The sequence below is a fragment of the Sphaerotilus mobilis genome (genome assembly GCF_004216565.1).
GTDB lineage: Bacteria > Pseudomonadota > Gammaproteobacteria > Burkholderiales > Burkholderiaceae_C > Sphaerotilus > Sphaerotilus mobilis.
Window position 1 is genome coordinate 125,344 of the sequence record NZ_SGWV01000007.1, and the last position, 23,513, is coordinate 148,856.

General features: G+C 70.2%; 23 protein-coding genes. 7 read left to right on the forward strand and 16 right to left on the reverse strand.

Annotation, left to right across the window (positions count from 1 at the left end):
- Nucleotides 1-75: 75 nt before the first annotated feature.
- From EV685_RS00850 to EV685_RS00860, 3 genes are read right to left on the reverse strand one after another with little or no spacing between them, the layout of a single operon-like run.
- On the reverse strand, nt 76-1,959 hold the full coding sequence (locus EV685_RS00850; protein WP_130480109.1) for a caspase family protein: 1,884 nt from the start codon (nt 1,957-1,959) through the stop codon (nt 76-78).
- 14 nt (nt 1,960-1,973) lie between these two features.
- On the reverse strand, nt 1,974-2,951 hold the full coding sequence (locus EV685_RS00855; protein ID WP_130480110.1) for a DUF1993 family protein: 978 nt from the start codon (nt 2,949-2,951) through the stop codon (nt 1,974-1,976).
- Between the two features lie 29 nt (nt 2,952-2,980).
- Entirely contained in the window at nt 2,981-3,445 is a 465-nt protein-coding gene (locus EV685_RS00860; protein ID WP_130480111.1) for a DUF2846 domain-containing protein, read from the reverse strand.
- A gap of 178 nt (nt 3,446-3,623) precedes the next feature.
- Between EV685_RS00860 and EV685_RS00865 the strand changes: the two genes are divergently transcribed.
- From EV685_RS00865 to EV685_RS00885, 5 genes are read left to right on the forward strand one after another with little or no spacing between them, the layout of a single operon-like run.
- The gene (locus tag EV685_RS00865) at nt 3,624-5,129 is read left to right on the forward strand and encodes a PIN domain-containing protein (RefSeq protein WP_130480112.1); all 1,506 of its coding nucleotides are present in this window, start codon (nt 3,624-3,626) and stop codon (nt 5,127-5,129) included.
- A gap of 36 nt (nt 5,130-5,165) precedes the next feature.
- Nucleotides 5,166-5,894 (forward strand): riboflavin synthase subunit alpha, encoded by a 729-nt coding sequence (locus EV685_RS00870; protein WP_130480113.1) that lies wholly within the window; start codon nt 5,166-5,168, stop codon nt 5,892-5,894.
- A 15-nt stretch (nt 5,895-5,909) separates the two neighbouring features.
- On the forward strand, nt 5,910-6,494 hold the full coding sequence (locus tag EV685_RS00875) for a DUF1415 domain-containing protein (RefSeq protein WP_130480114.1): 585 nt from the start codon (nt 5,910-5,912) through the stop codon (nt 6,492-6,494).
- A gap of 39 nt (nt 6,495-6,533) precedes the next feature.
- A complete protein-coding gene (locus EV685_RS00880) occupies nt 6,534-6,998 on the forward strand; it encodes a CoA-binding protein (protein ID WP_130480115.1) in 465 nt (154 codons plus the stop codon).
- 21 nt (nt 6,999-7,019) lie between these two features.
- Nucleotides 7,020-8,309, forward strand: a complete 1,290-nt coding sequence (locus EV685_RS00885; RefSeq protein WP_130480116.1) for an O-acetylhomoserine aminocarboxypropyltransferase/cysteine synthase family protein — start codon at nt 7,020-7,022, stop codon at nt 8,307-8,309.
- Between the two features lie 9 nt (nt 8,310-8,318).
- Here EV685_RS00885 and EV685_RS00890 read toward each other — a convergent pair whose 3' ends face one another.
- The 9 genes from EV685_RS00890 to EV685_RS00930 all read right to left on the reverse strand — a co-directional run bounded on the left by EV685_RS00890 (nt 8,319) and on the right by EV685_RS00930 (nt 18,245).
- The gene (locus EV685_RS00890) at nt 8,319-9,008 is read right to left on the reverse strand and encodes a glutathione S-transferase family protein (RefSeq protein WP_130480117.1); all 690 of its coding nucleotides are present in this window, start codon (nt 9,006-9,008) and stop codon (nt 8,319-8,321) included.
- Between the two features lie 19 nt (nt 9,009-9,027).
- On the reverse strand, nt 9,028-9,936 hold the full coding sequence (locus EV685_RS00895) for a hydroxymethylglutaryl-CoA lyase (RefSeq protein ID WP_207224763.1): 909 nt from the start codon (nt 9,934-9,936) through the stop codon (nt 9,028-9,030).
- Between the two features lie 62 nt (nt 9,937-9,998).
- Nucleotides 9,999-12,038: an ATP-binding protein gene (locus EV685_RS00900; RefSeq protein WP_130480119.1), complete on the reverse strand. Its 2,040-nt coding sequence runs from the start codon at nt 12,036-12,038 to the stop codon at nt 9,999-10,001.
- Nucleotides 12,039-12,090: 52 nt separating this feature from the next.
- Nucleotides 12,091-12,879, reverse strand: coding sequence for an enoyl-CoA hydratase/isomerase family protein (locus EV685_RS00905; RefSeq protein WP_130480120.1), 789 nt, complete (start codon nt 12,877-12,879; stop codon nt 12,091-12,093).
- 21 nt (nt 12,880-12,900) lie between these two features.
- Complete coding sequence (vapC, locus tag EV685_RS00910) at nt 12,901-13,305, reverse strand: type II toxin-antitoxin system VapC family toxin (RefSeq protein ID WP_130480121.1); 405 nt, start codon at nt 13,303-13,305, stop codon at nt 12,901-12,903.
- Entirely contained in the window at nt 13,292-13,606 is a 315-nt protein-coding gene (locus EV685_RS00915) for a type II toxin-antitoxin system VapB family antitoxin (protein WP_130480122.1), read from the reverse strand. The genes vapC and EV685_RS00915 overlap by 14 nt, the downstream gene beginning before the upstream one ends.
- Nucleotides 13,607-13,651: 45 nt before the next feature.
- Nucleotides 13,652-15,274 carry a carboxyl transferase domain-containing protein gene (locus EV685_RS00920; RefSeq protein ID WP_130480123.1) on the reverse strand — a complete coding sequence of 541 codons (1,623 nt, stop codon included), beginning with the start codon at nt 15,272-15,274 and terminating at the stop codon, nt 13,652-13,654.
- On the reverse strand, nt 15,271-17,037 hold the full coding sequence (locus EV685_RS00925) for an AMP-binding protein (protein WP_130480124.1): 1,767 nt from the start codon (nt 17,035-17,037) through the stop codon (nt 15,271-15,273). The genes EV685_RS00920 and EV685_RS00925 overlap by 4 nt, the downstream gene beginning before the upstream one ends.
- Nucleotides 17,038-17,063: 26 nt before the next feature.
- Entirely contained in the window at nt 17,064-18,245 is a 1,182-nt protein-coding gene (locus tag EV685_RS00930) for an isovaleryl-CoA dehydrogenase (protein WP_130480125.1), read from the reverse strand.
- Nucleotides 18,246-18,396: 151 nt separating this feature from the next.
- Between EV685_RS00930 and EV685_RS00935 the strand changes: the two genes are divergently transcribed.
- Nucleotides 18,397-19,155, forward strand: coding sequence for a TetR/AcrR family transcriptional regulator (locus tag EV685_RS00935; protein WP_130480126.1), 759 nt, complete (start codon nt 18,397-18,399; stop codon nt 19,153-19,155).
- A gap of 22 nt (nt 19,156-19,177) precedes the next feature.
- Here the strand turns inward: EV685_RS00935 and EV685_RS00940 are convergent, their stop codons facing one another.
- The 3 genes from EV685_RS00940 to EV685_RS00945 are packed head-to-tail and all read right to left on the reverse strand — an operon-like array spanning nt 19,178 to nt 21,832.
- On the reverse strand, nt 19,178-20,338 hold the full coding sequence (locus tag EV685_RS00940) for an acyltransferase family protein (protein WP_165396678.1): 1,161 nt from the start codon (nt 20,336-20,338) through the stop codon (nt 19,178-19,180).
- Nucleotides 20,335-20,736 carry a hypothetical protein gene (locus EV685_RS20515; protein WP_165396679.1) on the reverse strand — a complete coding sequence of 134 codons (402 nt, stop codon included), beginning with the start codon at nt 20,734-20,736 and terminating at the stop codon, nt 20,335-20,337. The genes EV685_RS00940 and EV685_RS20515 overlap by 4 nt, the downstream gene beginning before the upstream one ends.
- Nucleotides 20,696-21,832, reverse strand: a complete 1,137-nt coding sequence (locus EV685_RS00945; protein WP_130480128.1) for a tRNA dihydrouridine synthase — start codon at nt 21,830-21,832, stop codon at nt 20,696-20,698. The genes EV685_RS20515 and EV685_RS00945 overlap by 41 nt, the downstream gene beginning before the upstream one ends.
- A gap of 70 nt (nt 21,833-21,902) precedes the next feature.
- Here EV685_RS00945 and EV685_RS00950 point away from each other — a divergent pair, with 70 nt between their 5' ends.
- The gene (locus tag EV685_RS00950; RefSeq protein WP_130480129.1) at nt 21,903-22,358 is read left to right on the forward strand and encodes a hypothetical protein; all 456 of its coding nucleotides are present in this window, start codon (nt 21,903-21,905) and stop codon (nt 22,356-22,358) included.
- A gap of 46 nt (nt 22,359-22,404) precedes the next feature.
- Here the strand turns inward: EV685_RS00950 and EV685_RS00955 are convergent, their stop codons facing one another.
- On the reverse strand, nt 22,405-23,463 hold the full coding sequence (locus tag EV685_RS00955; protein ID WP_130480130.1) for an aldo/keto reductase: 1,059 nt from the start codon (nt 23,461-23,463) through the stop codon (nt 22,405-22,407).
- Nucleotides 23,464-23,513 lie beyond the last annotated feature (50 nt).

A 23,513-nucleotide genomic window follows, 5' to 3' on the forward strand; every position in this document is an offset into this window, starting at 1 on the left:
GAGCCAGCCCCTCGACACCACGAGCCCGCCTGGGGAGACCCGGCGGGCTCGCTGCATGTGGCGCCGGCCGGATCGTCAGGCCAGCAGTGGCACCGCCATGTCCTTGACCACCTGCGGCGCGATCAGGCTGGGCGTCTGGGCATAGCCCAGGTCGGCCAGTTCGCGGCCGACCGCCTCGACCAGCTGGGCGAAGCTCAGCGTGCGGGCGGCGCCCTTGCGTCGACCGGCGGCCTCGCGGCGGTCGCGCCTCAGGGTCTTGACCAGGCTGTAGGTGAAGGCGCCGTGGGCGATCGGGCCGTGTTCGTACTCATGCGCGAACTGGGCATCGCTGCAGGCGTAGATCAGCGTCGGCAGATACGGTCCGAGGTGGCCGCGCGCCTGCGCCGTGCCGGCCTTGCGGGTGCTGGCCGGTGCGCTGCCCGCGCGCAGGTCCATCGCCTGCCCGAGCCGGTGGGTGGCACGCAGGGGGGTGTCGTCGCGACCGCTGCCGGCCGCTCGTGTCGGCGCCTTGCCATTGAAGCGTTCGTCATAGGCCTTGCTGGGCGCCTCGAAGCTGCGCGGCAGCCACATCTCGCGCGCGCCATCCCAGCGCAGCATGCGGTGGCGGATGTCGTCGGGCGGGTTCAGGCCGCGCACGCGCTGGGCCGCCGCACGGGTCATGCCGCCAGCGTGGCAGCAGTCGAACAGGCAGACCAGCCGCAGGTCGTAGGGCAGCTGGCTGTAGAGCGCATGGAACTGGGTGTCGCTGAAGGCCTTGCCGGCGCTCCAGTCGAAATCGTGCAGCACCAGCGATTCGTTGAGGCGGTCGACCTTGCCGTCGGCCCCATAGGTCGGCACCTGGGCGCCGTGGCCGGAGTAGTAGAAAAAGCAGGTGTCGCCACCGCGTGCATCGTCCAGCAGCCAGTCCATGCGCTCGATCACGCCGGCCGTGGTGGCGCGGTCGTTGAGCACGATGCGGATGTCCTCCGCCGCATAGCCCGACTCCTGCAGCATCGCGCTGACCAGCCAGACGTCGTTGACGCAGCCCGCCAGGTTGGCGGCAGGATCGGCGTATTCGTTGATGCCCACCAGCAGGGCCCGTTTGCGCGGCGGGCGTGAGGCCACGGCCGCGACGCGCGGCTTGGATCTGACTGGCGCCGCGCCGGTCGGGGCGACCGTCTCCAGGCTTGCCATGCCCACCGGCTCACCGCCCCGCTCTCCGCCCTGCTCTCCGCCCTGCGCCAGGCCGGCCCAGACGTGGTCAACGGTCAGGCGATGCCGCATATACGGCTCGACGTCGTGGTCGGCCACGCCCTCGATGTCGAACAGCGTGCGCAGCTGGGTGTAGTTGTCGGCATCGGCGCCCGCCAGCCGGATCGGCCCGGTGAACACGGCGTCCTCCGGGTTGTGCAGGTGAAACCAGTGCGCCGCCTGCGGCAGCGGCAGCAGGCGACCAGCGGCGAACTGGCCGATGACAAAGGGGTTGCCGATCTGCGAGGCACAGGTCACCAGCGTGCGCCCGGCGATCAGGCCAGCGGTCTTCGGATCGGTGAAGGTGTCGTAGGCGACCAGCGTGCCCAGGCTGTGGGCCACGACCACGTCGGGCTGGAAGGCCTTGATGCGCGCGGCCAGCCGCGTCCGCGTGGCCCGGCGCAGGCCGGCGTCCTCGACCCATTGCACGACCATGCCGGCGGTCCAGCGCACCCGGTCGACGACCGTGCCGAGCAGGTTGCGCTCGCGCCGGCCAAACAGCGGGTCCAGCGCACTGCCAACGAGCATGCGCAAAGCCCGTGCGACGTCGCCCGCGCTGATCTCGCGGGCGCCGAACTCGGCATCGAGGTGCACAAATTCGAGCTGCACCTCGCGCCCGGGCGCCAGCCGTTGCAGCGGCTCGACGATGGACGCCCGCCAGCGCTCTTCCCAGGCCTGACCGGGCTCATGTCGGCCGATGCCGTGCACGCAGAGGATCTTCAGGGTCATGGTGGACTCCGCGGTCAGGCCGCGCCGACAGGGGGTGGGTAGACGTGGTAGCCGTCGTAGTCGGCCTTGCCGATCGCCAGGCCGCGGGCGCGGGCGATGGCGTGCACCATCGTCAGGTGAAAGAAGAAGTTGGGCAGCAGGTGGCGCTGCAAGAACTCGCCGGCCGGCAACACCCGCTCGACCTCGCCGGCCTGGCAGCGAATCTGTCGTGCCTCGGCGCCGACGAAGTCCTGCGGGACCAGCGCCGCCAGTTCCGCCCGGATGCGGCCGATGCGCTCGCGCAGGCCGGCCACGCTGACCGGCGTCACGCCCGGCAGCACCGGCCGGCCCACCAGCGGCCGACAGCCGCGCAGCGCAAAGTTGGCCGCCACCTCGACCTGCAGGCCCCAGGGCAGCATGTCCGGCGCCAGACGCGCAGCCAACCAGTCGGCCTCGGCCCGCGCCGCGTCGGCGCCGCCCGCCAAGCAGGCCTGCTCGACCTTGGCGACGATGCTGTCCAGGCGTTCGAGGTAATGCAAGAAGACCGGCACCGCCGCATCGAACAGCACGGGCGGCATCACGGCCGCAGGCGTCCACCCCATCGCCTTCAAGCTGGCCAGCGGCGCGAACAGCGGCTGCGGCAGGGCCTGCCAGTCGAACCAGGCCCAGGCCTCGCACTTGTCGGGCTCGAGCCGCTGCGGCGTGCCACCGGTGTGGCGGGCCAGCATGACGATGGTCGCGTAGTGGCGGCCTTCGGCGGCGAAGACGTCGTTGGTGACCGGGCCGGTCTGCAACTCGCCAAGCTGCAGACCGGTTTCCTCGGCGACCTCGCGGCGGGCGCAGTCCTCGAAGGACTCGCCCCATTCGAGGTGCCCTCCCGGCGCGGACCAGGTCCCCGCCCCATGCGCCCCACGCCGCAGCCCGAGCAACACACGGCCGGCCGCATCGACGACCAGCACGCCCACGCCGACACGCGGGTGCTGGTGGGCCGGCTCGCGCCGATCGGTCTTCACGGGATCGCGGTCCACCGGGCTGACCGGTTTCAGCGGGCAGCCGGCACGACGTAGCGTGCGCCCTTGACGCAGGCCTGGGCCTGCTCGTCGGACTGGAAGTGGTCGATGGTGTAGGTGCCGAAGCCACCGCCGTTGACGCCCATCCACAGGTAGGACAGCGCGCCGGCCTGGGTCTGGATGTCGATGGCCGGGTTGTACATGCCGGCGATGCCATCGTTCTTCATCTGGACCTTGTGGGCACCCGGCTCGATCACCGCATGCACGAAGGTGTTGGGCTTGACGGTGCCGATGTCGAGGCCATCGACCAGCACGGTGGACTTCACGCCAGCAGCGACCAGCAAGGCGTTCTCGCGGCAGACATAGAGACTGGACTTGCCAGCGACGGGCTGGAAGGTCTTGAGCGGCTGCTCGGCCGTCGCGTCTCCGAACTGGATCGTGCCGCAGCCGCTCAAGAGCAGCGTGGCGGTCGCAGCGGTCAACAGGGTGGTGCGCATGAGAAGTCCTCCTTGGTGTGATGAGGGCTGCAAGCTTAGCGTCGGGCCTGCCTCTGTCCATGACCTGCCGCAGGCCGTGTACCGGACCTCCCGCGCGAGCGACGACAAGGCCACGGCGGATGAACGATCATTGCCACCCCGCGCGCCGCAATGGCGGCGTCAACGCCGAAAGCCCACCGTGATCGAACTCATCATCCTCGTCGACTACGAGAACGTGCAACCTGCGGCCGAGGACCTGGCCGATCTGGAAGTCGGCAAGCACCTGCTGAAGGTCTTCCACGGGCCGGGCCAGAACTCGATGCCGATCAAGCTGGCGACGACCCTGATGCCGGTTGGCGCGGCGGTCGAGTTCATCCAGTGCGAGAAGGCCGGCAAGGACGCGCTGGACTTCCACCTGTCCTTCCACTTCGGCCGGCTGTCGGTGCAGCATCCGCAGGCCCAGTACGTGATCGTCTCGCGCGACCGCAAGGGCTTCTCGCAGCTGATCGAACACGGCAGCAAGCTGGGCATCAAGGTCACGCTGGTGCCCTCGCTGCGCGACGAGGACATGAACGACGACGGCACGCCAGTGACGCCACCGGCCGCCAGCCGCGCACCGCGCGAGACCCGCGAAACCCGTGAGCCGCGTGAACCCCGCGCACCGCGCAGCCGCGCCGGCAGCAAGCCAGGCCGCAGCGCGGCGACGCCGGCACCGCAAGGGCAGCGTCGTGGCGGCGGACGCGAGGCGGTGCGGGATGGCACTCGGGAAGGCGCTCGGGACGTCACTCGCGACGGCACACGGGACAGCGCCCGTGATCCCTCGCGGGACACCACGCGTGAAGCCGGCCGCGGCGCACCTCGCCGCGACACGGCGCGCCAAGCGGCGGTCGCCGCACCGGCCCCGGTGACGCCGCCGCAGGCCGACGAGGATGTGCGCGTGCAGGTCGAACGGCTGATGGCCGACATCGTCGCCTCGGACGAGGACGCGGACAGCGATGCACCGGTTGTCGTCGCGGCACCTGTGGCCGAGCCCGCCCCGGTCGCGAAGAAGGCGCCAGCCAAGAAGGCGGCGGCGAGGAAGGTCGAAGCCAAAAAGGCACCGACCGAGAGCGCACAGACCGAGAGCGCATCGGCAGCGAGCGCACCCGCCGTGAAGGCTCCGGCTGAGAAGGTCGTCGCCAAGAAGGCCGCTGCGAAGAAGGTTGCGGCCAAGAAAGCGGCGACCAAGAAGGTGGCCGCCAAGGCCGTGACCGCAGCGCCGGTTGAGGCGCCGGTCGCAGCACCGGCCGAAGCACCCGCCGCCGCGCCGGCGCCTGCCAAGAAAGCCGCGCGCAAGTCGGCCGCGCGCAAGACCGTTGCGGTGGCCGTCACGTCGCCGGATGTCGTTGCCACGCCGGCCGCACCGGCCCCAACCGCACCAACCGCTCCATCAGCGCCGCCCGCCCTGACCCCGGCGCCGACCCCGTCGACCCGCCAGCTGCGCGACGAGCCGATGCCGTCCGACACCCGCAAGGCGCTGGACAGCCTCAAGCGCCTGGGCGATGGCAAGCGGCCGGTCAAGATCGGCTCGCTGCGCGCCCACCTGCGCTCGCACCTGCGTGCCGACCTGAGCGAGGCCGGCGTCGAGGCCCTGCTGGACGCCATGCGCGCCCAGGGCTGGATCAGCGAGCTGGACCACGGCAAGGTGGCCTACCAGCTGCCCTGAACCCCTCTTGCAACCGACCAGAAACCACGACCTTCCATGTTCACCGGCATCGTCCAGTCCATCGCCCAGGTCGTCGCCATCGACGATCGACCGGGTCTGCGCACCTTCACGCTTGAATTCCCGCCCGGCTTCCTGGACGGCCAGGAGATCGGCGCCAGCGTCGCCTGCGACGGCTGCTGCCTGACCGTCACCCGTCATCAGGGCCCGCAGCGGGCCGACTTCGACGTGATGCAGCAGAGCCTGAACCTCACGACCCTGGGCGGCCTGCAGGTCGGCAGCCGCATCAACGTCGAACGCGCCGCGCGTGACGGCGTCGAGATCGGCGGCCACCCGATCTCCGGCCACATCGACTGCCAGGCCCGGGTCGCCTCGGTGCGCCGGCCCGAGAACAACCACGTGCTGCGCATCGCGGTGCCGCCGGCCTGGATGCGCTATGTCTTCCCCAAGGGCTACATCGCCGTCAACGGCGCCAGCCTGACGGTGGCCGAGGCCGACCGCTCAGCGGGCTGGTTCGAGGTCTGGCTGATCCCCGAGACGCTGCGCCAGACCACCTTCGGAGACAAGGCCGAGGGCGACGCGCTCAACCTCGAGATCGAGCGCGGCACCCAGGTCATGGTCGACACCGTGCGCGACACCATCGACGAGCGCCTGGGCCCGCTGCTGCCCGCGCTGGCCGCCTTGCTGGCCGAACCCGACATCGCCGCGCGCCTGCAGGCCCGTGGCATCGACGTGGCCGCAGCGACGGCCACGCTGCAACTTCGCTGAATGACGCCGACCCCGATGAACACGAACATCCCGACCGACACGGCCCCTGCGCTGCCCTCGTCCGACGAGGTCCTGGCCGCCACCCGGCGCTGGCTCGAACGCGCCGTGATCGGCCTCAACCTGTGCCCCTTCGCCAAGGCCGTGCACATCAAGGACCAGATCCGCTGGGTCGTCAGCAGCGCGACCACGCCCGAGGCGCTGCAGGCCGAACTGGCGCTGGAGCTGCACCGGCTGGCCGAGTCCGATCCGGCACAGATCGAGACCACGCTGCTGATCCACCCGCAGGTGCTGGGCGACTTCCTGGACTACAACGACTTCCTCGAAGTGGTCGACGCCACCATCGAGGACCTGGGCTACGAAGGCGACCTGCAGGTGGCCAGCTTCCACCCCGACTACCAGTTCGACGGCACCGAGCCCGACGACGTCGACAACGCCAGCAACCGCTCGCCCTACCCCACGCTGCACCTGCTGCGCGAGGCCAGCATCGAGGCGGCGGTCGACGCCTTTCCGGATGCCGCCGACATCTACGACCGCAACATCGAGACGCTGCGCCGGCTGGGCAGCGACGGCTGGCGCAAGCTGCTGACCGATCCGACCTGATCCGACCTGATCCCCCCGATCCTGCACGGAGCCCCGCCCATGGCAGACGACGACATCGCCACGCTGCGCCACATCCTCAAGACCTGCCGCACGGTGGCGGTGGTCGGCCTGTCGGCCGACTGGCACCGGCCGAGCTTCTTCGCCGCGAAGTACATGCAGGCCAAGGGCTACCGCATCGTGCCGGTCAACCCCCGCTACCCGGACATCCTCGGCGAGACCAGCTATGCGCGGCTGGAGGACATCCCCTTCCCCATCGACATGGTCGACGTCTTCCGCAAGCCCGAGGACGTGCTGCCGATCGCGAAGAGTGCCGTCGCCATCGGCGCCAAATGCCTGTGGCAGCAGCTCGGCGTGATGAACCTGGAGGCCGACGCGCTGGCCCGCGCCGCCGGTCTGCTCAGCGTCATGGACCGCTGCGTGAAGATCGAACACGCGCGCCTCTACGGCGGCCTGAACTGGGCAGGCGTCAACACCGGCGTGATCTCGGCCCAGCGGCCGGTCTGAGCCCTTCCCGAGCGCATCCACATGGCCGACCACACCTTCCAGCCCGAGACCCTGGCCATCCACGCCGGCCAGATTCCCGATGCCGCCACCGGCGCACGCGCCCTGCCGATCTACCAGACCACCAGCTTCGTGTTCGACAGCGCCGAACATGCGGCCGGCCTGTTCAACCTGCAGACCTTCGGCAACGTCTACTCGCGCCTGTCCAACCCGACCGTCGCTGCGCTGGAAGAACGCGTGGCCGCCCTGGAACACGGCCGCGCCGCGCTGGCGGTCGCCTCGGGCATGGCGGCCGAAGCCACCGCCTTGATGACGCTGCTGCAGGCCGGCGACCATGTCGTCGCGGCCGGCGCGCTGTATGGCGGCACGGTCACGATGCTGGCGGTCAACCTGAAGAAGTTCGGCATCGAGACCACCTTCGTCGACGCCACCGACCCGCAGGCCTTTGCCGCAGCGATGCGGCCCGAGACCCGCGCGGTCTATGCCGAGAGCCTGGGCAACCCGAGCCTGGTGGTGCTCGACATCGCCGCCGTGGCCGATGTCGCCCATGCCCACGGCGTGCCGCTGATCATCGACAACACGGTGCCCTCGCCGGCCCTGTGCAACCCGCTCGACCTGGGCGCGGACATCGTCATCCACAGCGCCACCAAATACCTCGGCGGCCACGGCACGACCTTGGGCGGCGTGATCGTCGAAGCCGGCCGTTTCCCCTGGGACAACGGCAAGTTCCCCGGCATGACCGAGCCCTCGCCGGGCTACCACGGCGTGAAGTTCTACGAGACCTTCGGCAACTTCGGCTTCTCGATGCGCTGCCGCATGGAAACCCTGCGTGTCCAAGGCGCCGCGCTCGCACCGACCAGCGCCTGGCAGTTGCTGCAGGGCATCGAGACCCTGCACCTGCGCATGGAACGTCACACCGCCAATGCGCTGACCCTGGCCCGCCACCTGCGCGACGACCCGCGCGTGGCCTGGGTCAACTACCCCGGCCTGGAAGACCACCCGCAACACGCGCTGCTGCAGCGCCAGATGCGCGGTGCGTCAGGCTTGCTGGCCTTTGGCGTCAAGGGCGGCATGCCCGCCGGCATCCGCTTCATCGAAGGGGCTCAGTTCATGAGCCACCTGGTCAACATCGGCGACACCCGCACCCTCATCAGCCACCCGGCCAGCACCACCCACCGCCAGCTCGACGAGGCCCAGCAACGCGCTGCGGGCGTCGGCCCCGACATGGTCCGCATCTCGGTGGGCATCGAGCACATCGACGACATCCTGTGGGATGTCGATCAGGCCCTCGATCGGGCGACCCGGACCGGCTGACGCCAGCGCTCAGAGCCCCGGCAAGCGCGGCACCGCCGATTCGGGCGACACGCCCTGCGCGATGGCCGCAGCGCGTTCGGCCAGCCGGGCGCGAACATATGCAGGCCGCTGCTGCAGGGCCTGCCAATAGGCCGCGACATGCGGCTTGAAGCGACTGGACAGGCCCAGCTCGTCGGCCAGCAGCAAGGCATAGCCCAGCGACACGTCCGCGACGGTGAAGCGGCCGGCACAGACATGGTCCGGGCCGGCGCCCGGCCCTTGCAGGGCGGCTTCGAGCGTGCGCAGGCGTGCGAAGAACCACTGGGTGTAGTCGGCCACGACCTGGGGCTGACGCCGCTCGGGCGGCTCGAAGCAGGCATAGCGCAGCACCAGCGTCTGCGGAAAGGTCAGCGTGGCCTCGCCGAAGTGCAGCCATTGCAGCCACGCGCCGAAGTCGGCCTCGTCGGGCCGCACCTTCAAGGGCGTGTCACCGCCATGGCGGGCCACCAGGTACTCGCAGATGGCGGCCGATTCGGCCAGCCGCGTGTCGCCGTCGATCAGCAGCGGAACGGTGCCTTGGGGATGAACCTCCAGGTAGCCAGCGGCGTGCACACGCGGCGGGAAGGGCCAGACCGTCAGGCGGTGCGGCAGGCCCAGTTCCTCCAGCAGCCACAGGGCGCGGAAGGATCGGGCGGCGACGCAGTGGTGCAGGTGGATCATGGTTGGAGCCCGTGCGCGTTCAAGCCGCCCGCTTGGCCAGCATGGCCCGCGCCACCCGCGAGCCATTGGCCTGGCCCAGCGCCGCGCGGATGCCCTGGCCGGCGTCGATCAGGCGGTCGAGGTCGATGCCGGTGGTGATGCCCAGGCTGTGCAGCAGGTAGACCACGTCCTCGGTGGCGACGTTGCCGGTCGCGCCCTTGGCATAGGGGCAGCCGCCCAGTCCGCTGACGCTGGTGTCGAAGGTCGCGATGCCGACCTCCAGGCTGGCGTAGACGTTTGCCAGCGCCATGCCGTAGGTGTCGTGGAAATGGCCGCTGACCGCGTCGATCGGGTAGTGCTTCAGGGCCGCGTCCAGCGCCGCCTGCACCCGCCGGGGCGTGCCCACGCCGATGGTGTCGGCCACGCCGACATGCTGCACGCCGATCTGGCGCATCAGGCGCGCCACCAGCTCGACCCGCTCCGGCGCGATCTCGCCTTCGTAGGGGCAGCCCACGGCGCAGGAGATCGCGCCACGCACCCGCACACCCTCGGCCAAGGCGGACTCGACCACCGGCGCGAAGCGCTCGATCGATTCGGCGATCGAGCAGTTGATGTTGCGCTGGCTGAAGGCCTCGCTGGCCGCGCCGAAGACCACGATCTCGTCGGGCTGGCCGAGCCGGGCGGCCTCCCAGCCCTTCTGGTTGGGCGTCAGCACCGAATAACGCACGCCGGGCTGGCGGGTGATGCCCGCCATGACCTCGGCGTTGTCGGCCATCTGCGGCACCCACTTCGGGCTGACGTAGCTGGTGACCTCGATCTCGCGCAGGCCAGCGTCCTGCAAGGCATGCACCAGCGCGATCTTGTCGGCGGCGGCCACCGCCTGCTTCTCGTTTTGCAGACCGTCGCGCGGGCCGACCTCGACGATGCTGACGTGCGCGGGAAGGTTCATGGGCTTGTTCATCGGTGGGTCCTGTCGGTCGTTCAGCGTCGTCCAGCGTCGACCAGCGTTGTTCAGTCTGCCAGCCGCAGCAGTTCCGCGCCTTCGCCAACCTGGTCGCCCACGGCATAGAGCAACTCGGCGACGACGCCATCTCGCGGCGCGGCGATGGTGTGTTCCATCTTCATCGCCTCCATCACCGCCAGCGGCTGGCCGCGTTCGACCGTGTCGCCGGCCCGGGCCAGCAGCGCCACGACCTTGCCCGGCATCGGCGCGGTCAGGCGCCCGCCGGCCTCGGCATGGTCGCCGGCATGGGCGATCGGGTCGAAGTCCTGCAACTCGACCGAGCCTTCGGTGCCGAACACCGCCACCGTCTCGCCCACCGCATGCACGGCCAGCGTGCGGCGCTCGCCGCCCAGCGTGATGTCGTGGCGGTCGCCACCCAGCGCCGTCACGGCCAATGGCCAGGACGCTTCGCCCATCGCCAGCTGCAGCCGGCCGTCGTGGTGGCGTTCCAGCGTGGCGATGTGGTGGACCTCGCCCCGCTTGAGGTCGAAGCGCCGCCGCGCACCGCCATGGATGCGCCAGCCGTCGCGGCGCGACCAGGGGTCCGCGCCCTGCAAGGCCGACTCGGCCTGCAGCGCCTGGGCGATGACGCCGGCTGCCGCCCAGTGCAGCGGCAGGCCCTGCTGGTCGAACAGCACGGCACGCTCGCGCTCGATCAGTGCCGTGTCCAGATCGGCCTCGGCAAAGGAGCGGCTCGCCACCACGCGGCGCAGGAAGGCGACGTTGGTCTGCAGGCCGACGATGTGGGTCTGCGCCAGCGCCGCGTCCAGCCGGGCCAGCGCCTGGGCGCGGTCCTCGCCCCAGACGATCAGCTTGGCGACCATCGAGTCGTAGTGCGGGCTGATGGCGTCGCCCTCGCGCACACCGGCATCGACCCGAACGGCGGCCGATGGCTCATGGCCTGAGCCACTGGCATGGCGCGTGAAGGCCACATGGGCCGGCCAGCGCAGCACGTCCAGCCTGCCGGTGGCGGGCAGGAAGCCGGCGTCGGGGTTCTCGGCGCAGATGCGAGCCTCGATCGCGTGCCCCCGCATGCGCAGCGCGTCCTGCGTGGCCGGCAGGCGCTCGCCCGAGGCCACCCGCAACTGCCACTCGACCAGGTCATGGCCGGTGATGGCTTCGGTCACGGGATGTTCGACCTGCAGCCGGGTGTTCATCTCCATGAAATAGAAGCGGCCGACCTCCGACCCAGCGTCGGCACCCGCTTCAGGCTCGACGATGAACTCGACCGTGCCCGCGCCCACGTAACCCACCGCCTGCGCGGCGGCCACCGCCGCCGCCCCCATCTCGGCCCGTCGCGCCGCGCTCATGCCCGGGGCGGGCGCTTCTTCCAGCACCTTCTGGTGGCGGCGCTGGACCGAGCAGTCGCGCTCGAACAGGTAGACACACTGGCCATGGCCATCGGCGAAGACCTGGATCTCGATGTGGCGCGGCCGGCTCACATAGCGCTCGACCAGCACATGGTCGTCGCCGAAGCTGGCCTGGGCCTCGCGCTGGCAGGAGGCCAGCGCGGCCGCGAAGTCCTCGGCGCGGTCGACCCGGCGCATGCCACGCCCGCCACCGCCGGCGCTGGCCTTGATCAGCACCGGGTAGCCGATGCGGTCGGCCTCGCGCTGCAGCAGCGCGGGGTCGTTGTCACGGCCGTGGTAGCCGGGCACCAGCGGCACGCCGGCCTTCTCCATCAGCGACTTGGCGGCCGACTTGCTGCCCATCGCGGCGATGGCCTCGGCCGGCGGACCGATGAACACGAGGCCGGCGGCGGCACAGGCGCGGGCGAAGTCCTCGTTCTCGCTCAGGAAGCCGTAGCCTGGGTGGACCGCCTGGGCACCGGTTGCCAGCGCCGCGTCGAGGATGCGCTGCCACTGCAGGTAGCTGTCGCGCGCCGCCGCGCCGCCGATGTGCACGGCCTCGTCACAGGCCCGCACATGCGCGGCTTGCGCATCCACATCGGAGTACACCGCGACGGTGGCCACGCCCAGGCGGCGCGCGGTGGTGGCGACGCGGCAGGCGATCTCGCCCCGGTTGGCGATCAGGATCTTCTTGAACATGGGTTCTCCAGGATGCGGTGCGGTCGTTGCGATCGATGGTGCTGCGGCGGGCTCAGGTGATGAGCCAGCCCGGGCTGCGTTTGCCCAGGAAGGCCGACACGCCCTCCTTGCCTTCGGCGCTGCCGCGGATGTCGGCGATGCGGCGTGCGGTGTCCGCGCGCAGCTCGGCACTGAGGGGCTGGCCGGCGAGGTCCTGCACCAGCCGCTTGCAGGCCCGCACAGCCGCCGGGCCGTTGGCCACCAGCGTGTCGACCAGCGCCTGCACCCGCGCATCGAGCTGATCGGCCGCACAGACCTCGTGGACCAGACCGATGCGGCGCGCCTCGGCCGCGTCGAAGCGCTCGGCGGTCGTGAAATAGCGCTGCGCCGCCCGCGTGCCGATCGCCTGCACGACATAGGGGCCGATGGTGGCCGGCAGCAGGCCGAGCCTGGCTTCGCTGAGGCAGAAGCCCACGCCCTCGCCCGCCACCACGATGTCGCAGACGGCGGCCAGCCCCACGCCACCGGCATAGCAGTCGCCGTGGATGCGGCCGATCACCGGCACGGGGCAGCGGTGGATCGTCCACAGCATGTCGGCCAGGCCCTGCGCATCGGCGCGGTTCTGGTCCCAGCTGTAGTCGGCCATGGCCCGCATCCAGTTCAGGTCGGCACCGGCGCAAAAGGCCTTGCCATGTCCGCCCAGCACGACCACGCGCAACTCGGGTTCGGCGGCAAAGCCCGCGAAGGCCGCGCTCAGCTCGGCGATCACCGCGTCGTTGAAGGCGTTGCGGAAGTCGGGGCGGTTCAGGTGAACCTCGGCGACGTGCGGGCGGGTGCGGCGGATGTCGAGGGTGGTGGTCATGGGCCGGATGCATTCAAGGATTCAGTGTTGCCAGACGCGCAGGCCGCAGTGCTGGGCGAAAGCGTCGAAGTCGCGGTCGTTGTGCAGCAGCATGTAGTCGTTCTCGATACAGAACGTGGCGATCAACACGTCGATGGCGCTGCGCACGGTGATGCCTTTCGAACGCAGCTGGCGATAGTGGTGGGACGCGAGCAAGGCCAGCTGATGGCCTCCCGTCGACTCGATGTCCAGGCTCTCCATGAGCACACGCGCTCGGCGGTACGTCGCTTCCGGCACGAAGCCACGAAGCACTTCGTAGAGCACCAGTTCAGGCACCACGAGACGCACCCCGCCGCTTGCCAGCAGTCGCTCCAGCTCGAGGGATGGCAAGGTCGGCGGATCGCCACGGAAAAGCTGGATCCAGACGCTGGAATCAACGACGAGCACGCGAGCCCGCCTTGGTCCTGGTCTTTGCTTCAGCCTTGACCTGATAGCGTCCGGCCGGCTCCTCGACGGTCTCGGGCCGTTCGGCCGGCGTCACCTCGTCCTCGACCCGGGGCTGCGTCCAGTCGATGTCCTCGTCGCCTTCCCACTTGAGCTTGCCCTTCCATTTCAGGATCTCCCGGTAGCTCGCCTGCCTCGCGAGCAGCCTCAGCCCGGCTTCGACGGCCTCCTTCTTGGTCTTGTAGGGACCCGCCTTCATGGCGGCGTCCAGCAAGTCGGGATCGATGACGATGTTGGTGCGCATGATGTGTATGACTCCAGCGTATCGTGTGTATCGTACGCCAGACCCTCACATCCGAAACACCCCGAACTTCGCATCCGGGATCGGTGCATTCAGGCTGGCCGACAGGCCCAGTGCCAGCACCCGGCGGGTGTCGGTGGGGTCGATGACGCCGTCGTCCCACAGGCGGGCGCTGGCGTAGTAGGGGTGGCCCTGGACCTCGTACTGGTGGCGGATCGGTGACTTGAAGGCCTCTTCCTCGTCGGCCGACCAGGCGCCGCCCTTGGCCTCGATGCCGTCGCGCTTGACGGTGGCCAGCACGCTGGCGGCCTGTTCGCCGCCCATCACGCTGATGCGCGCGTTCGGCCACATCCACAGGAAGCGCGGGCTGTAGGCGCGGCCGCACATGCCGTAATTCCCGGCGCCAAAGCTGCCGCCGATGATCACGGTGAACTTGGGCACGTTGGCACAGGCCACCGCGGTGACCATCTTGGCGCCAGCCCGGGCGATGCCCTCGTTCTCGACCTTCTGGCCAACCATGAATCCGGTGATGTTCTGCAGGAAGACCAGCGGCACCTTGCGCTGGCAGCAGAGTTCGATGAAGTGGGCGCCCTTGTTGGCGCTCTCGGTGAACAGGATGCCGTTGTTGGCGACGATGCCCACGGGCATGCCTTCGATGTGGGCGAAGCCGCAGACCAGCGTGCTGCCGTAGCGGGCCTTGAACTCGTCGAATTCGCTGGCGTCGACGATGCGGGCAATGATCTCGCGCACGTCGAAGGGCTTGCGGGTATCGGTAGGGATGACCGACAGCAGTTCGGCCGGGTCGCAGGCCGGTGCGCGCGGGGCCACCGTGCGCAGCGGGTTGTCCTTGCGCCAGTTGAGGTTGCCGACGATCTGGCGCGCCAGCGCCAGCGCATGCAGGTCGTTGTCGGCCAGGTGGTCGGCCACGCCCGACAACCGGGTGTGCACATCGCCGCCGCCGAGGTCCTCGGCGCTGACGACCTCGCCCGTGGCGGCCTTCACCAGCGGCGGACCGCCCAGGAAGATCGTGCCCTGGTTCTTGACGATGATGGTCTCGTCGCTCATGGCCGGCACATAGGCGCCGCCCGCCGTGCAGGAGCCCATCACCACGGCCACCTGCGGGACGCCCTGGGCGCTCAGGTTGGCCTGGTTGTAGAAGATGCGGCCGAAGTGGTCGCGGTCGGGGAAGACATCGTCCTGGTTGGGCAGGTTGGCACCGCCGGAGTCGACCAGGTAGAGGCAGGGCAGGCGGTTCTGCTGCGCGATCTCCTGCGCCCTCAGGTGCTTCTTGACGGTCAGCGGGTAGTAGGTGCCGCCCTTGACGGTGGCGTCGTTGCAGACGATCACGCACTCGACGCCGTTGACCCGGCCGATGCCGGCGATGACGCCGGCGGCCGGCGCGGAATCGCTGCCGTCCTTCTCCTTGTAGACGCCCATCGCCGCCAGCGGGGCGATCTCCAGAAAGGGCGTGTCCGGATCGAGCAGCCCTTCGACGCGGTCGCGCGGCAGCAGCTTGCCGCGCGAGAGGTGCCGCGCGCGCGCCACCTCGCCGCCGCCCAGGGCGATGCGGGCGAGCTGCACGTTGAGGTCCTCGACCAGTGCCCGCATCGCGGCGGCATTGGCCTGGGATTCGGCCGAGCGCGGGTTGAGCTTGCTCACAAGCGTCGTCATGCGGTCTTCTCCTCCGACAGGCCCAGCTCGGCCTTCATGGCCTCGCGGATCCTGTATTTCTGAATCTTGCCGGTCACGGTCATCGGGAAGCCCTCGACGAAACGGATGTGACGCGGCACCTTGTAGTGCGCGATCTGGCCCTGGCAGAAGGCCCGCAGCTCGTCGGCGGTCAGCGGCTCGGGGCCCGTCTGCACGCCGGGCTTGACGACCACCCAGGCGCAGAGTTCCTCGCCATAGCGCGCATCGGGCACGCCGACCACCTGGACGTCCTGCACCTTGGGATGGCGGTAGAGGAACTCCTCGATCTCGCGCGGGTAGACGTTCTCGCCGCCGCGGATGACCATGTCCTTGATGCGCCCGACGATGTTGACGTAGCCGTCGGCATCCATCGTGGCGAGGTCGCCGGTGTGCATCCAGCCTTCGGCGTCGATGGCCTCGGCGGTGCGCGCCGGATCGTCCCAGTAGCCGTGCATGACCGAATAGCCGCGGGTGCAGAACTCGCCACGTTCGCCCACCGGCACGACCGCGCCGGTTTCCGGGTCGACGATGCGGATCTGCAGATGCGGCTGCACCGTGCCGACCGAGGCCACACGCTGGGCCAGCGGCGTGTCGGTCGAGCTCTGGCAGCTGACCGGGCTGGTCTCGGTCATGCCGTAGGCAATCGTGACCTCGGCCATGTGCATCTGGCTGACCACGCGCTTCATCACCTCGATCGGGCAGGGCGAGCCGGCCATGATCCCGGTGCGCAGCGAGGACAGGTCGAACTCGGCGAAGCGCGGGTGGTCCAGTTCAGCGATGAACATGGTCGGGACGCCGTGCAAGCCGGTGCAGCGCTCGGCCTGCACGGTCTGCAGCACGCTCAGGGCGTCGAAGCCGTCGTTCGGGTAGACGATGGTCGCGCCATGCGTCAGGCAGGCCAGGTTGCCCAGCACCATGCCGAAGCAGTGATAGAGCGGCACGGGGATGCACAGCCGGTCGGCCGGCGTGAGCTTCATCGCCTCGCCGATGAAGTGGCCGTTGTTGAGGATGTTGTGGTGCGTCAGCGTGGCGCCCTTGGGGAAGCCGGTGGTGCCGCTGGTGAACTGGATGTTGATGGGGTCGTGCGCGTCCAGCGTCGCAGCCACTGCGGCCACCTGCGGATCGGCCGCATCGCCCCGGGCGATGAGTTCGGAGAAACGCAGCAGGCCGGGCTGATCGTCGCCCTGCCCGGCCACGTCGATCCAGGCCGCCCAGCGCAGCAGCGGCAGGCGCGGTGCCACCTCGCGCAGCATCGCCAGGTAGTCGCTGGTGCGGAACTGCGCCATGGTCACGAGCGCCACGCAGCCGACCTTGGTCAACGCGTATTCCAGCTCGGCCACCCGGTAGGCCGGGTTGATGTTGACCAGCACCAGACCGACCTTGGCCGTGGCCAGCTGCATCAGCACCCACTCGGTGTTGTTGTGCGACCAGATGCCGATGCGCTCGCCGCGCTGCAGGCCCGAACGCAGCAGCGCGCTGGCGAGCTGATCGACGCGGATCTGCAGCTGGCGGTAGCTCAGTCGCTGAGCCTGGTGGACGCTGACCAGCGCCTCGTGGTCGGGCTGGCGTGTGGCCATCGCATCGAAGAACGCGCCGAGGGTCTGCGTGATCAGCGGCAGGTCGGTGCGACCGTGGTCCTCGCTGAGGCTCAGGCGCGGTGCGGGGTTCGAGTCGGATTCGGAGACGGGGACAGAGACGGGGACAGAGACGGGGACAGAGACGGGGACAGAGACGGATGTGGCCATGGTGGCTCCCGGCTGGGGTCGCTGGATCAGCAGGTTTCGGCAAACAGCTCGCGCCCGATCAGCATGCGGCGGATCTCGCTGGTGCCCGCGCCGATCTCGTAGAGCTTGGCGTCGCGCCAGAGGCGGCCGACCGGGTAGTCGTTGGTGTAGCCCACGCCGCCCAGGGCCTGGATCGCCTCGCCGGCCATCCAGGTGGCCTTCTCGGCGGTGTAGAGGATGACGCCGGCCGCGTCCTTGCGCAGCGCGCGCGAGTGGTCACCGCGGTCGCAGGCCTGCGCCACCGCATAGGCATAGGCTCGGCAGGCCTGGAAGGTGCTGTACATGTCGGCCAGCTTGCCCTGCATCAGCTGGAACTCGCCGATGCTCTGGCCGAACTGCTTGCGCTCGTGAACGAAGGGCACGACCACGTCGAGGCAGGCGGCCATGATGCCCAGCGGGCCGCCGCTCAGGACCACGCGCTCGTAGTCCAGGCCGCTCATCAGGACACGGGCGCCTTGCCCAACGTTCGCCTCGCCGCCCAGCACGTTCTCCACCGGCACCTCGCAGCCGTCGAAGAACAGCGGGTAGGTGTTGGAGCCACGCATGCCCAGCTTGTCGAGGTGCTCACCCTTGCTGAAGCCCTTGAAGGACTTCTCGATCAGGAAGGCGGTCATGCCGCGCGCGCCCATCTGCGGGTCGGTCTTGGCGTAGACCACCAGCGTGTCGGCGTCGCCGCCGTTGGTGATCCACATCTTGCTGCCGTTGAGCACATAACGGTCGCCCCGCAGCTCGGCACGCAGCGTCATGCTGACGACGTCGGAGCCGGCGCCCGGCTCGCTCATGGCCAGCGCACCGACCTGGGTGCCGGCGATCAGGCCGGGCAGGTATTTGCGCTTCTGTTCGGCCGTGCCGTTGCGGTTGATCTGGTTGATGCACAGGTTGCTGTGGGCGCCATAGCTCAGGCCGACCGAGGCGCTGGCGCGGCTGATCTCCTCCATCGCCACCATGTGCGCGAGGTAGCCCATGCCTGTGCCGCCGTCTTCCTCGCTGACCGTCAGGCCGTGCACGCCCAGGTCGCCGAGCTTCTTCCACATGTCGGCCGGGAACAGGTTGTCGCGGTCGACCTGGGCGGCGCGCGGCGCCAGCTCGTGCTGGGCGAAGTCACGCACTGCCTCGCGCAGCGCGGCGATGTCCTCGCCATGGTTGAACTGGAAGGTGGACTCGAACATGCGGTGTCTCCTGTGCCCGGCCGCGCGGTAACGGCGGTCTTGAGCATGACTCAATACAAACCCTGACAAGGCCGACGTACAGCCCTGAACCGGACGCCAATCTAGCAGCACGAAGGGTGTCGCACAAGCATTTCTGAGTGATACTCAATTCATGCCCAACGACAGCGCCGTTCTCGCCAACGCCACCACCAGCGCCACCGCCCCCGCTGCCCCGCGCGCGACCCGCCGCGCGCCGGCCAGCGCCAAGAGCGAGCAGCGCATCCGCGACATCCTGCGCACCGGCCGCGAGGTGTTTGCCGAGAAGGGCTACGAGCGCACCACGACAACCGAGATCGCGCAGCGCCTGGGCATCAGCGAGGCGACCGTGTTCACCTACTTCCGCGGCAAGCGCGAGCTGTGCGTGCGGGTCATCGGCGACTGGTACGACGAGATCATCGCGGCGATGGAAGGCGGGCTGCCACGCGGCGAGCCGATCCGTGTCCAGCTGCATTTCCTGATCCGCACCCACCTGCACCTCTTCCTGGTGCAGGGCACGGGTCTGTGCGCGCTGGTGCTGTCCGAAGGTCGATCCAAAGGCGGACCGGGGCAGGAGCTGGCCGACAGCTTCCTGCCACTGCAGCGCCGCTACACCGCGCCGCTGATGGACCTGCTGGCGCGTGGTCAGGCCAGCGGCGAGGTGCGCGCGGACATGCCACTGCGCACCTTGCGGGCGCTGGTGCTGGGACCGATGGAGCACCTGCTGTGGGAGGTGATCGCGCAGGGCCGCACACCCGACATCGACCAGGCCGCCGCGCAGCTGGTCGACCTGCTGTGGTCGGCCCTGGCCGCCCCCGAGGCCGAGCTGGCCGCGCTGCGCCAGTTGCGCGCCGACGTGGCCGGCGCGCTGGCCCGCAGCGGGCCGCTGGGCTGAATCAGGTCAAGCGGTCAAGCGATCAACCGGTCACCGGCACCGCGCCACGCCGGGCGGCGAGGACGACATCGTCCCGGCGCGTCCGGCGGCGTTGTTGCCAGGCGCCGATGCGCCGCTCGGCCACCTGGGCGGCGGCCAGCGTCAACAGCCAGGTGCCGATCAGGCCCAGCAGGTTGAGTTCGAGCGAGTCCGGTGCCAGCGCCGTCACCGCCGTCGCCACCACCAGGCTGATCGGGTAGTGCAGCAGGAAGACCGCGTAGGACAGCCGCGCCAGCCAGGCCATGAGGGCGCGCAGCGGCGGGCGCGTCAGGCCCAGCCAGCTCAACCAGGCCGGGCTGAGGACCAGCAGCACCGCGACGGCCCCGGCCACCGCGATGCGCGAGCGGAAGTCCACCACCAGGGCCACGCCCACCAGCACACACAGGCCCGCCAGGCCGATGCCGCGCCAGGCCGGCTGGCTCATGCGGCCCAGCCAATGCGCCAGCACGCCCAGGCCGTAGGCGCCGAAGAAATACGGCGCCCAGGCATCCCAGTCCGGCAAGCGGTTGACGAGCAGCAGCGACAGCCCGACCAGGCCAAGCATCGCCAGGACGACCAGCACCGCGCGGGTCTGCGCCGTCAGCCGTGTCCGCCAGCCGGCGACGGCCCCGAACAAAGCCAGACAGGCATAGAGCTGCAGGTCGATGGCGACATACCAGAGCCCGGCCGACAGCGCGTCCTGACCGGTCACGTCCTGCAGGGCCAGCACATTGGCCGCCAGCTGGGGAAGCTGCGGCAGCGCGGGCGTGTCGGCATCGTCCATCCCGATGCGGGCGACGGCCGAGGTGAGCAGCACCAGCGCGATGGCCAGCCAGTAGACCGGCGCCAGCCTCATCACCCGATCTCGCAGCACACGTGGCAAGCGGGCCATGCCCACGCGTCCGGCAGCGGCCGGCGTGGGCATCAAGGAACGGGCCGCCAGGAAGCCGGCGATCACCAGGAAGACCTGCACCACCTGCCGGGCCGGATCGGCCAGCCAGGCCCACAGGTCCGGCGCCAGCGGCTGGACCTGCCGGCTCATCGGGCCGTAGATCACCAGGTGGTGGGCAACGATCAGCTGCGAGGCCAGCGCCTTGGCGGTGTCGATCAGGGTCGACGGCGGCTCGGGGGCCAGGACCGCCTGCCGGTCCGTGCCGGCGCTCAACGCGAACCGCTGCGGTCTTCGACCGGCGCGGGGCTCTGGCCGCCGCTGCCGACGATCTCCTTCTTGGCCGCCCGGTAGCCGGAGCTGGCCGCCGCGCCGACCGCCTTGGCGCCGTCCTTGGCCAGGCCCCAGACTTCCTTGGCCGCCGAGGCCGCCGCGCCACCCACGCCCTTGGCCCCTTCGGCCACGGCCTTGCCGGCGGTCTTGGCGTCGCGGGCGATGGCACCGCCGGCCTCGCGGGCCTTGTCGCCCAGGCCGGCGCCGCTGGCGGCGGTGTCGGACGTGGCCTGACTCCAGGCCGGCGCGGCCATCAGCAAGCCGCCCAGGCAGGCGAACACGAACAAAGGCTTCTTCAGGTCAGAACAGGACATCGGCTTCATCGACAGCTTGGCCTTCATCGGATGGGGGTGTGGGGGTTGAGGTCCAGGTGGGATCCACGCGGCGCACCGGCAGTTCCGCCCCGCCTGCAACGGGCGGTGACATCGTCAGGCTGACCGGCGCGTGGATCGGCGCGTGCATTTGCGCATTCAACGGGCCGGTCAGCCAGCCGCGCCGCAGCACCGGCTCGATGGCACGCGGGTCGTTGACGGTGCGCAGCTCGTCGAAAGCGGCTTGCGCTTCGGGGTGGACCCGGCGCAGCAGATTGAGCCATTGCTTGAGGCGGCCGGCGCGGTGGCGCGGCGCGACCCGGGGTTCGATGCGTTGCCAGTGGACCTGCAGCAGCGGCTCCAGCGTGGCCCAGTCGCAGCCACCCGGCTGACCCGGGGCCGGCGCGAACGCCGCCCGCACGGCCCAAGCCAGGCCCGGGTCGGCGACGATGCCGCGGCCGAGCATCAGGTCGGTGCAGCCGCTCTCGCGCTGGCAGCGCAGGGCGTCGGCGGCGGTCCAGATCTCGCCGTTGGCGACCACCGGCACGCCGACCGCCTCGCGCACCGCCGCGATGCGGTCCCACCAGGCCGGTGGCCGGTAGCCTTGCGCCTTGGTGCGGCCGTGCACGACGAGTTCGGTGGCCCCGCCGTCGACCAGCGCCCGGGCGCAGTCCAGCGCCAGGCTGTCGTCGGCATAGCCCAGCCGCATCTTGGCCGACACCGGCAGATGGGCCGGCACGGCGCGCCGCACGGCGGCCACCAGCGGCGCCAGCTGTGCCGGGTCCTGCAACAGGGCGGCACCGCCGCCATGACGGTTGACCACCGCCGCCGGACAGCCAAAGTTCAGGTCGACGCCCTCGGCACCCATCTCGGCCAGCCGGGCGGCGTTGTCGGCCAGGCAGGCCGCGTCCGAACCCAGCAGTTGCGGACGCACCGGGACGCCTGCCGGCGTGCGGCTGGCGTGGGCCAGTTCAGGGACGACCCGCAGCAGCGCCCGTTCCGGCAACAGCGTGCCGGTGACGCGGATGAACTCCGACACGCAGCGGTCGACGCCGCCGACGCGGGTCAGCACGTCGCGCAGCGGCGCATCCAGGAGGCCCTCCATCGGGGCAAGCAGCAGTCTCATCGGGAAACGTTTGGATTCATCTGAAGCGAGGCGGCATTGTCGTCGCGGGTCGGCTCGCTAAAGTCCAGCCATGACGAACCCTCTTCGACGCCACGCCCTCCGCCACGGCGGCCTGAACGGCGCCCTCGCCCTCACCCTCGCCTGCGTGCTGGGCGCCTGCGCCAGCCCGCCGGTCCTGGGTGCGGACCACAGCGCGGCTGCGCTGCAGCAGCGCATCGAACAGGCCATCGGCTCACCCAGCTGCCAGCAAGACAGCGACTGCCGCACCCTGCCGATCGGCCAGAAGTCCTGCGGCGGCCCCGAGGCCTACCTGCCCTGGTCCGTGAAGACGGTGACCTCGCCGGCCCGCCAGCAGGCTCTGGCCGACCTCGCCCGCCAGCACGCCCAGGTCCGCGAAGCCGAACACCGCGCCAGCGGCCGGATGTCGACCTGCAACGTCCTGCCCGACCCCGGCGCCACCTGCCAGGCCCGACGCTGCGTGCTGCGCGAGGCCGCGCCGATCGATCCGTCGCTGGTGCCGCGCTGACCACGCGGCGCCTTGGGCGGACGTTCTCGGCGCCTTCACCGAGACATCACTGCCCCGGATCGCGGAAGGTCCAGCGGATCGCGTCGATCTCGGCCAGCACGGCCTCGTCGAGCTGCACGCTCCAGGCGTCGAGGTCCTCATCGAGCTGGGCCACGCTGGTCACGCCGATGATGGTGCTGGCGACGCTCCAGCGCCGGTAGCAGAAGGCCAGCGCGAGCTGGGTCGGCGTCAGACCGTGGGCCCGCGCCAGCGCGTTGTAGCGGCGCGAAGCATCGAGCGATTCGGCGCGGCCCCAGCGTTGCTTCTTCATGCTGTCGAAGAGGGCCAGCCGGCCCGGCTTGTCCGGGTCGTACAGGCCCAGCGCGTCGTACTTGCCGGTCAGCAGGCCGAAGCCCAGCGGCGAGTAGGCCAGCAGCGAGACCTGATCGCGCCACAACACCTCGTCCAGACCGTTGTCGACCACGCGGTTGATCAGGCAGTACGGGTTCTGCACGGTGGCCACACGCGGCAGACCGGCCCGTTCGGCCACCTTGACAAACTCGCTGACGCCCCAGGGCGTCTCGTTGCTCAGGCCGATGGCGCGGACCTTGCCGGCCTGCACCAGGCGCTGCAGGGCTTCGAGCTGGACCTCCACCGAGCTGCTGGCCTTGTCGCGCGCGGGGTCGAAGTACAGCGCACCAAACATCGGCACATGGCGCACCGGCCAGTGGATCTGGTAGAGGTCGATGACGTCGGTGTGCAGCCGGCGCAGGCTGGCTTCGCAGGCCCGCACGATGTCGTCGGCGCTGAGGTCGGCGCTGCCGTTGCGGATCCAGTCCATGCCGCGCGACGGGCCGGCCACCTTGGTCGCGATGACCAGCTTCTCGCGCAGGCCGGGCCGGGCGGCCAGCCAGTTGCCGATGATGGCTTCGGTCGCGCCATAGGTCTCGCGGCGCGGCGGCACGGCGTACATCTCGGCCGTGTCGATGAAGTTGATGCCACGCTCGACCGCGTGGTCCAGGATGCGATGGGCCAGGTCCTCGCCGACCTGCTCGCCAAAGGTCATCGTGCCAAGGCAGATCGGGGTGACTTGCAGCGGGCTGCGGCCCAGGGTGACGAGGTTCATGCGGGGTCCTTCAGAAGGGGAAACATGCGACGGCGGCGAGTTTGCCGCAA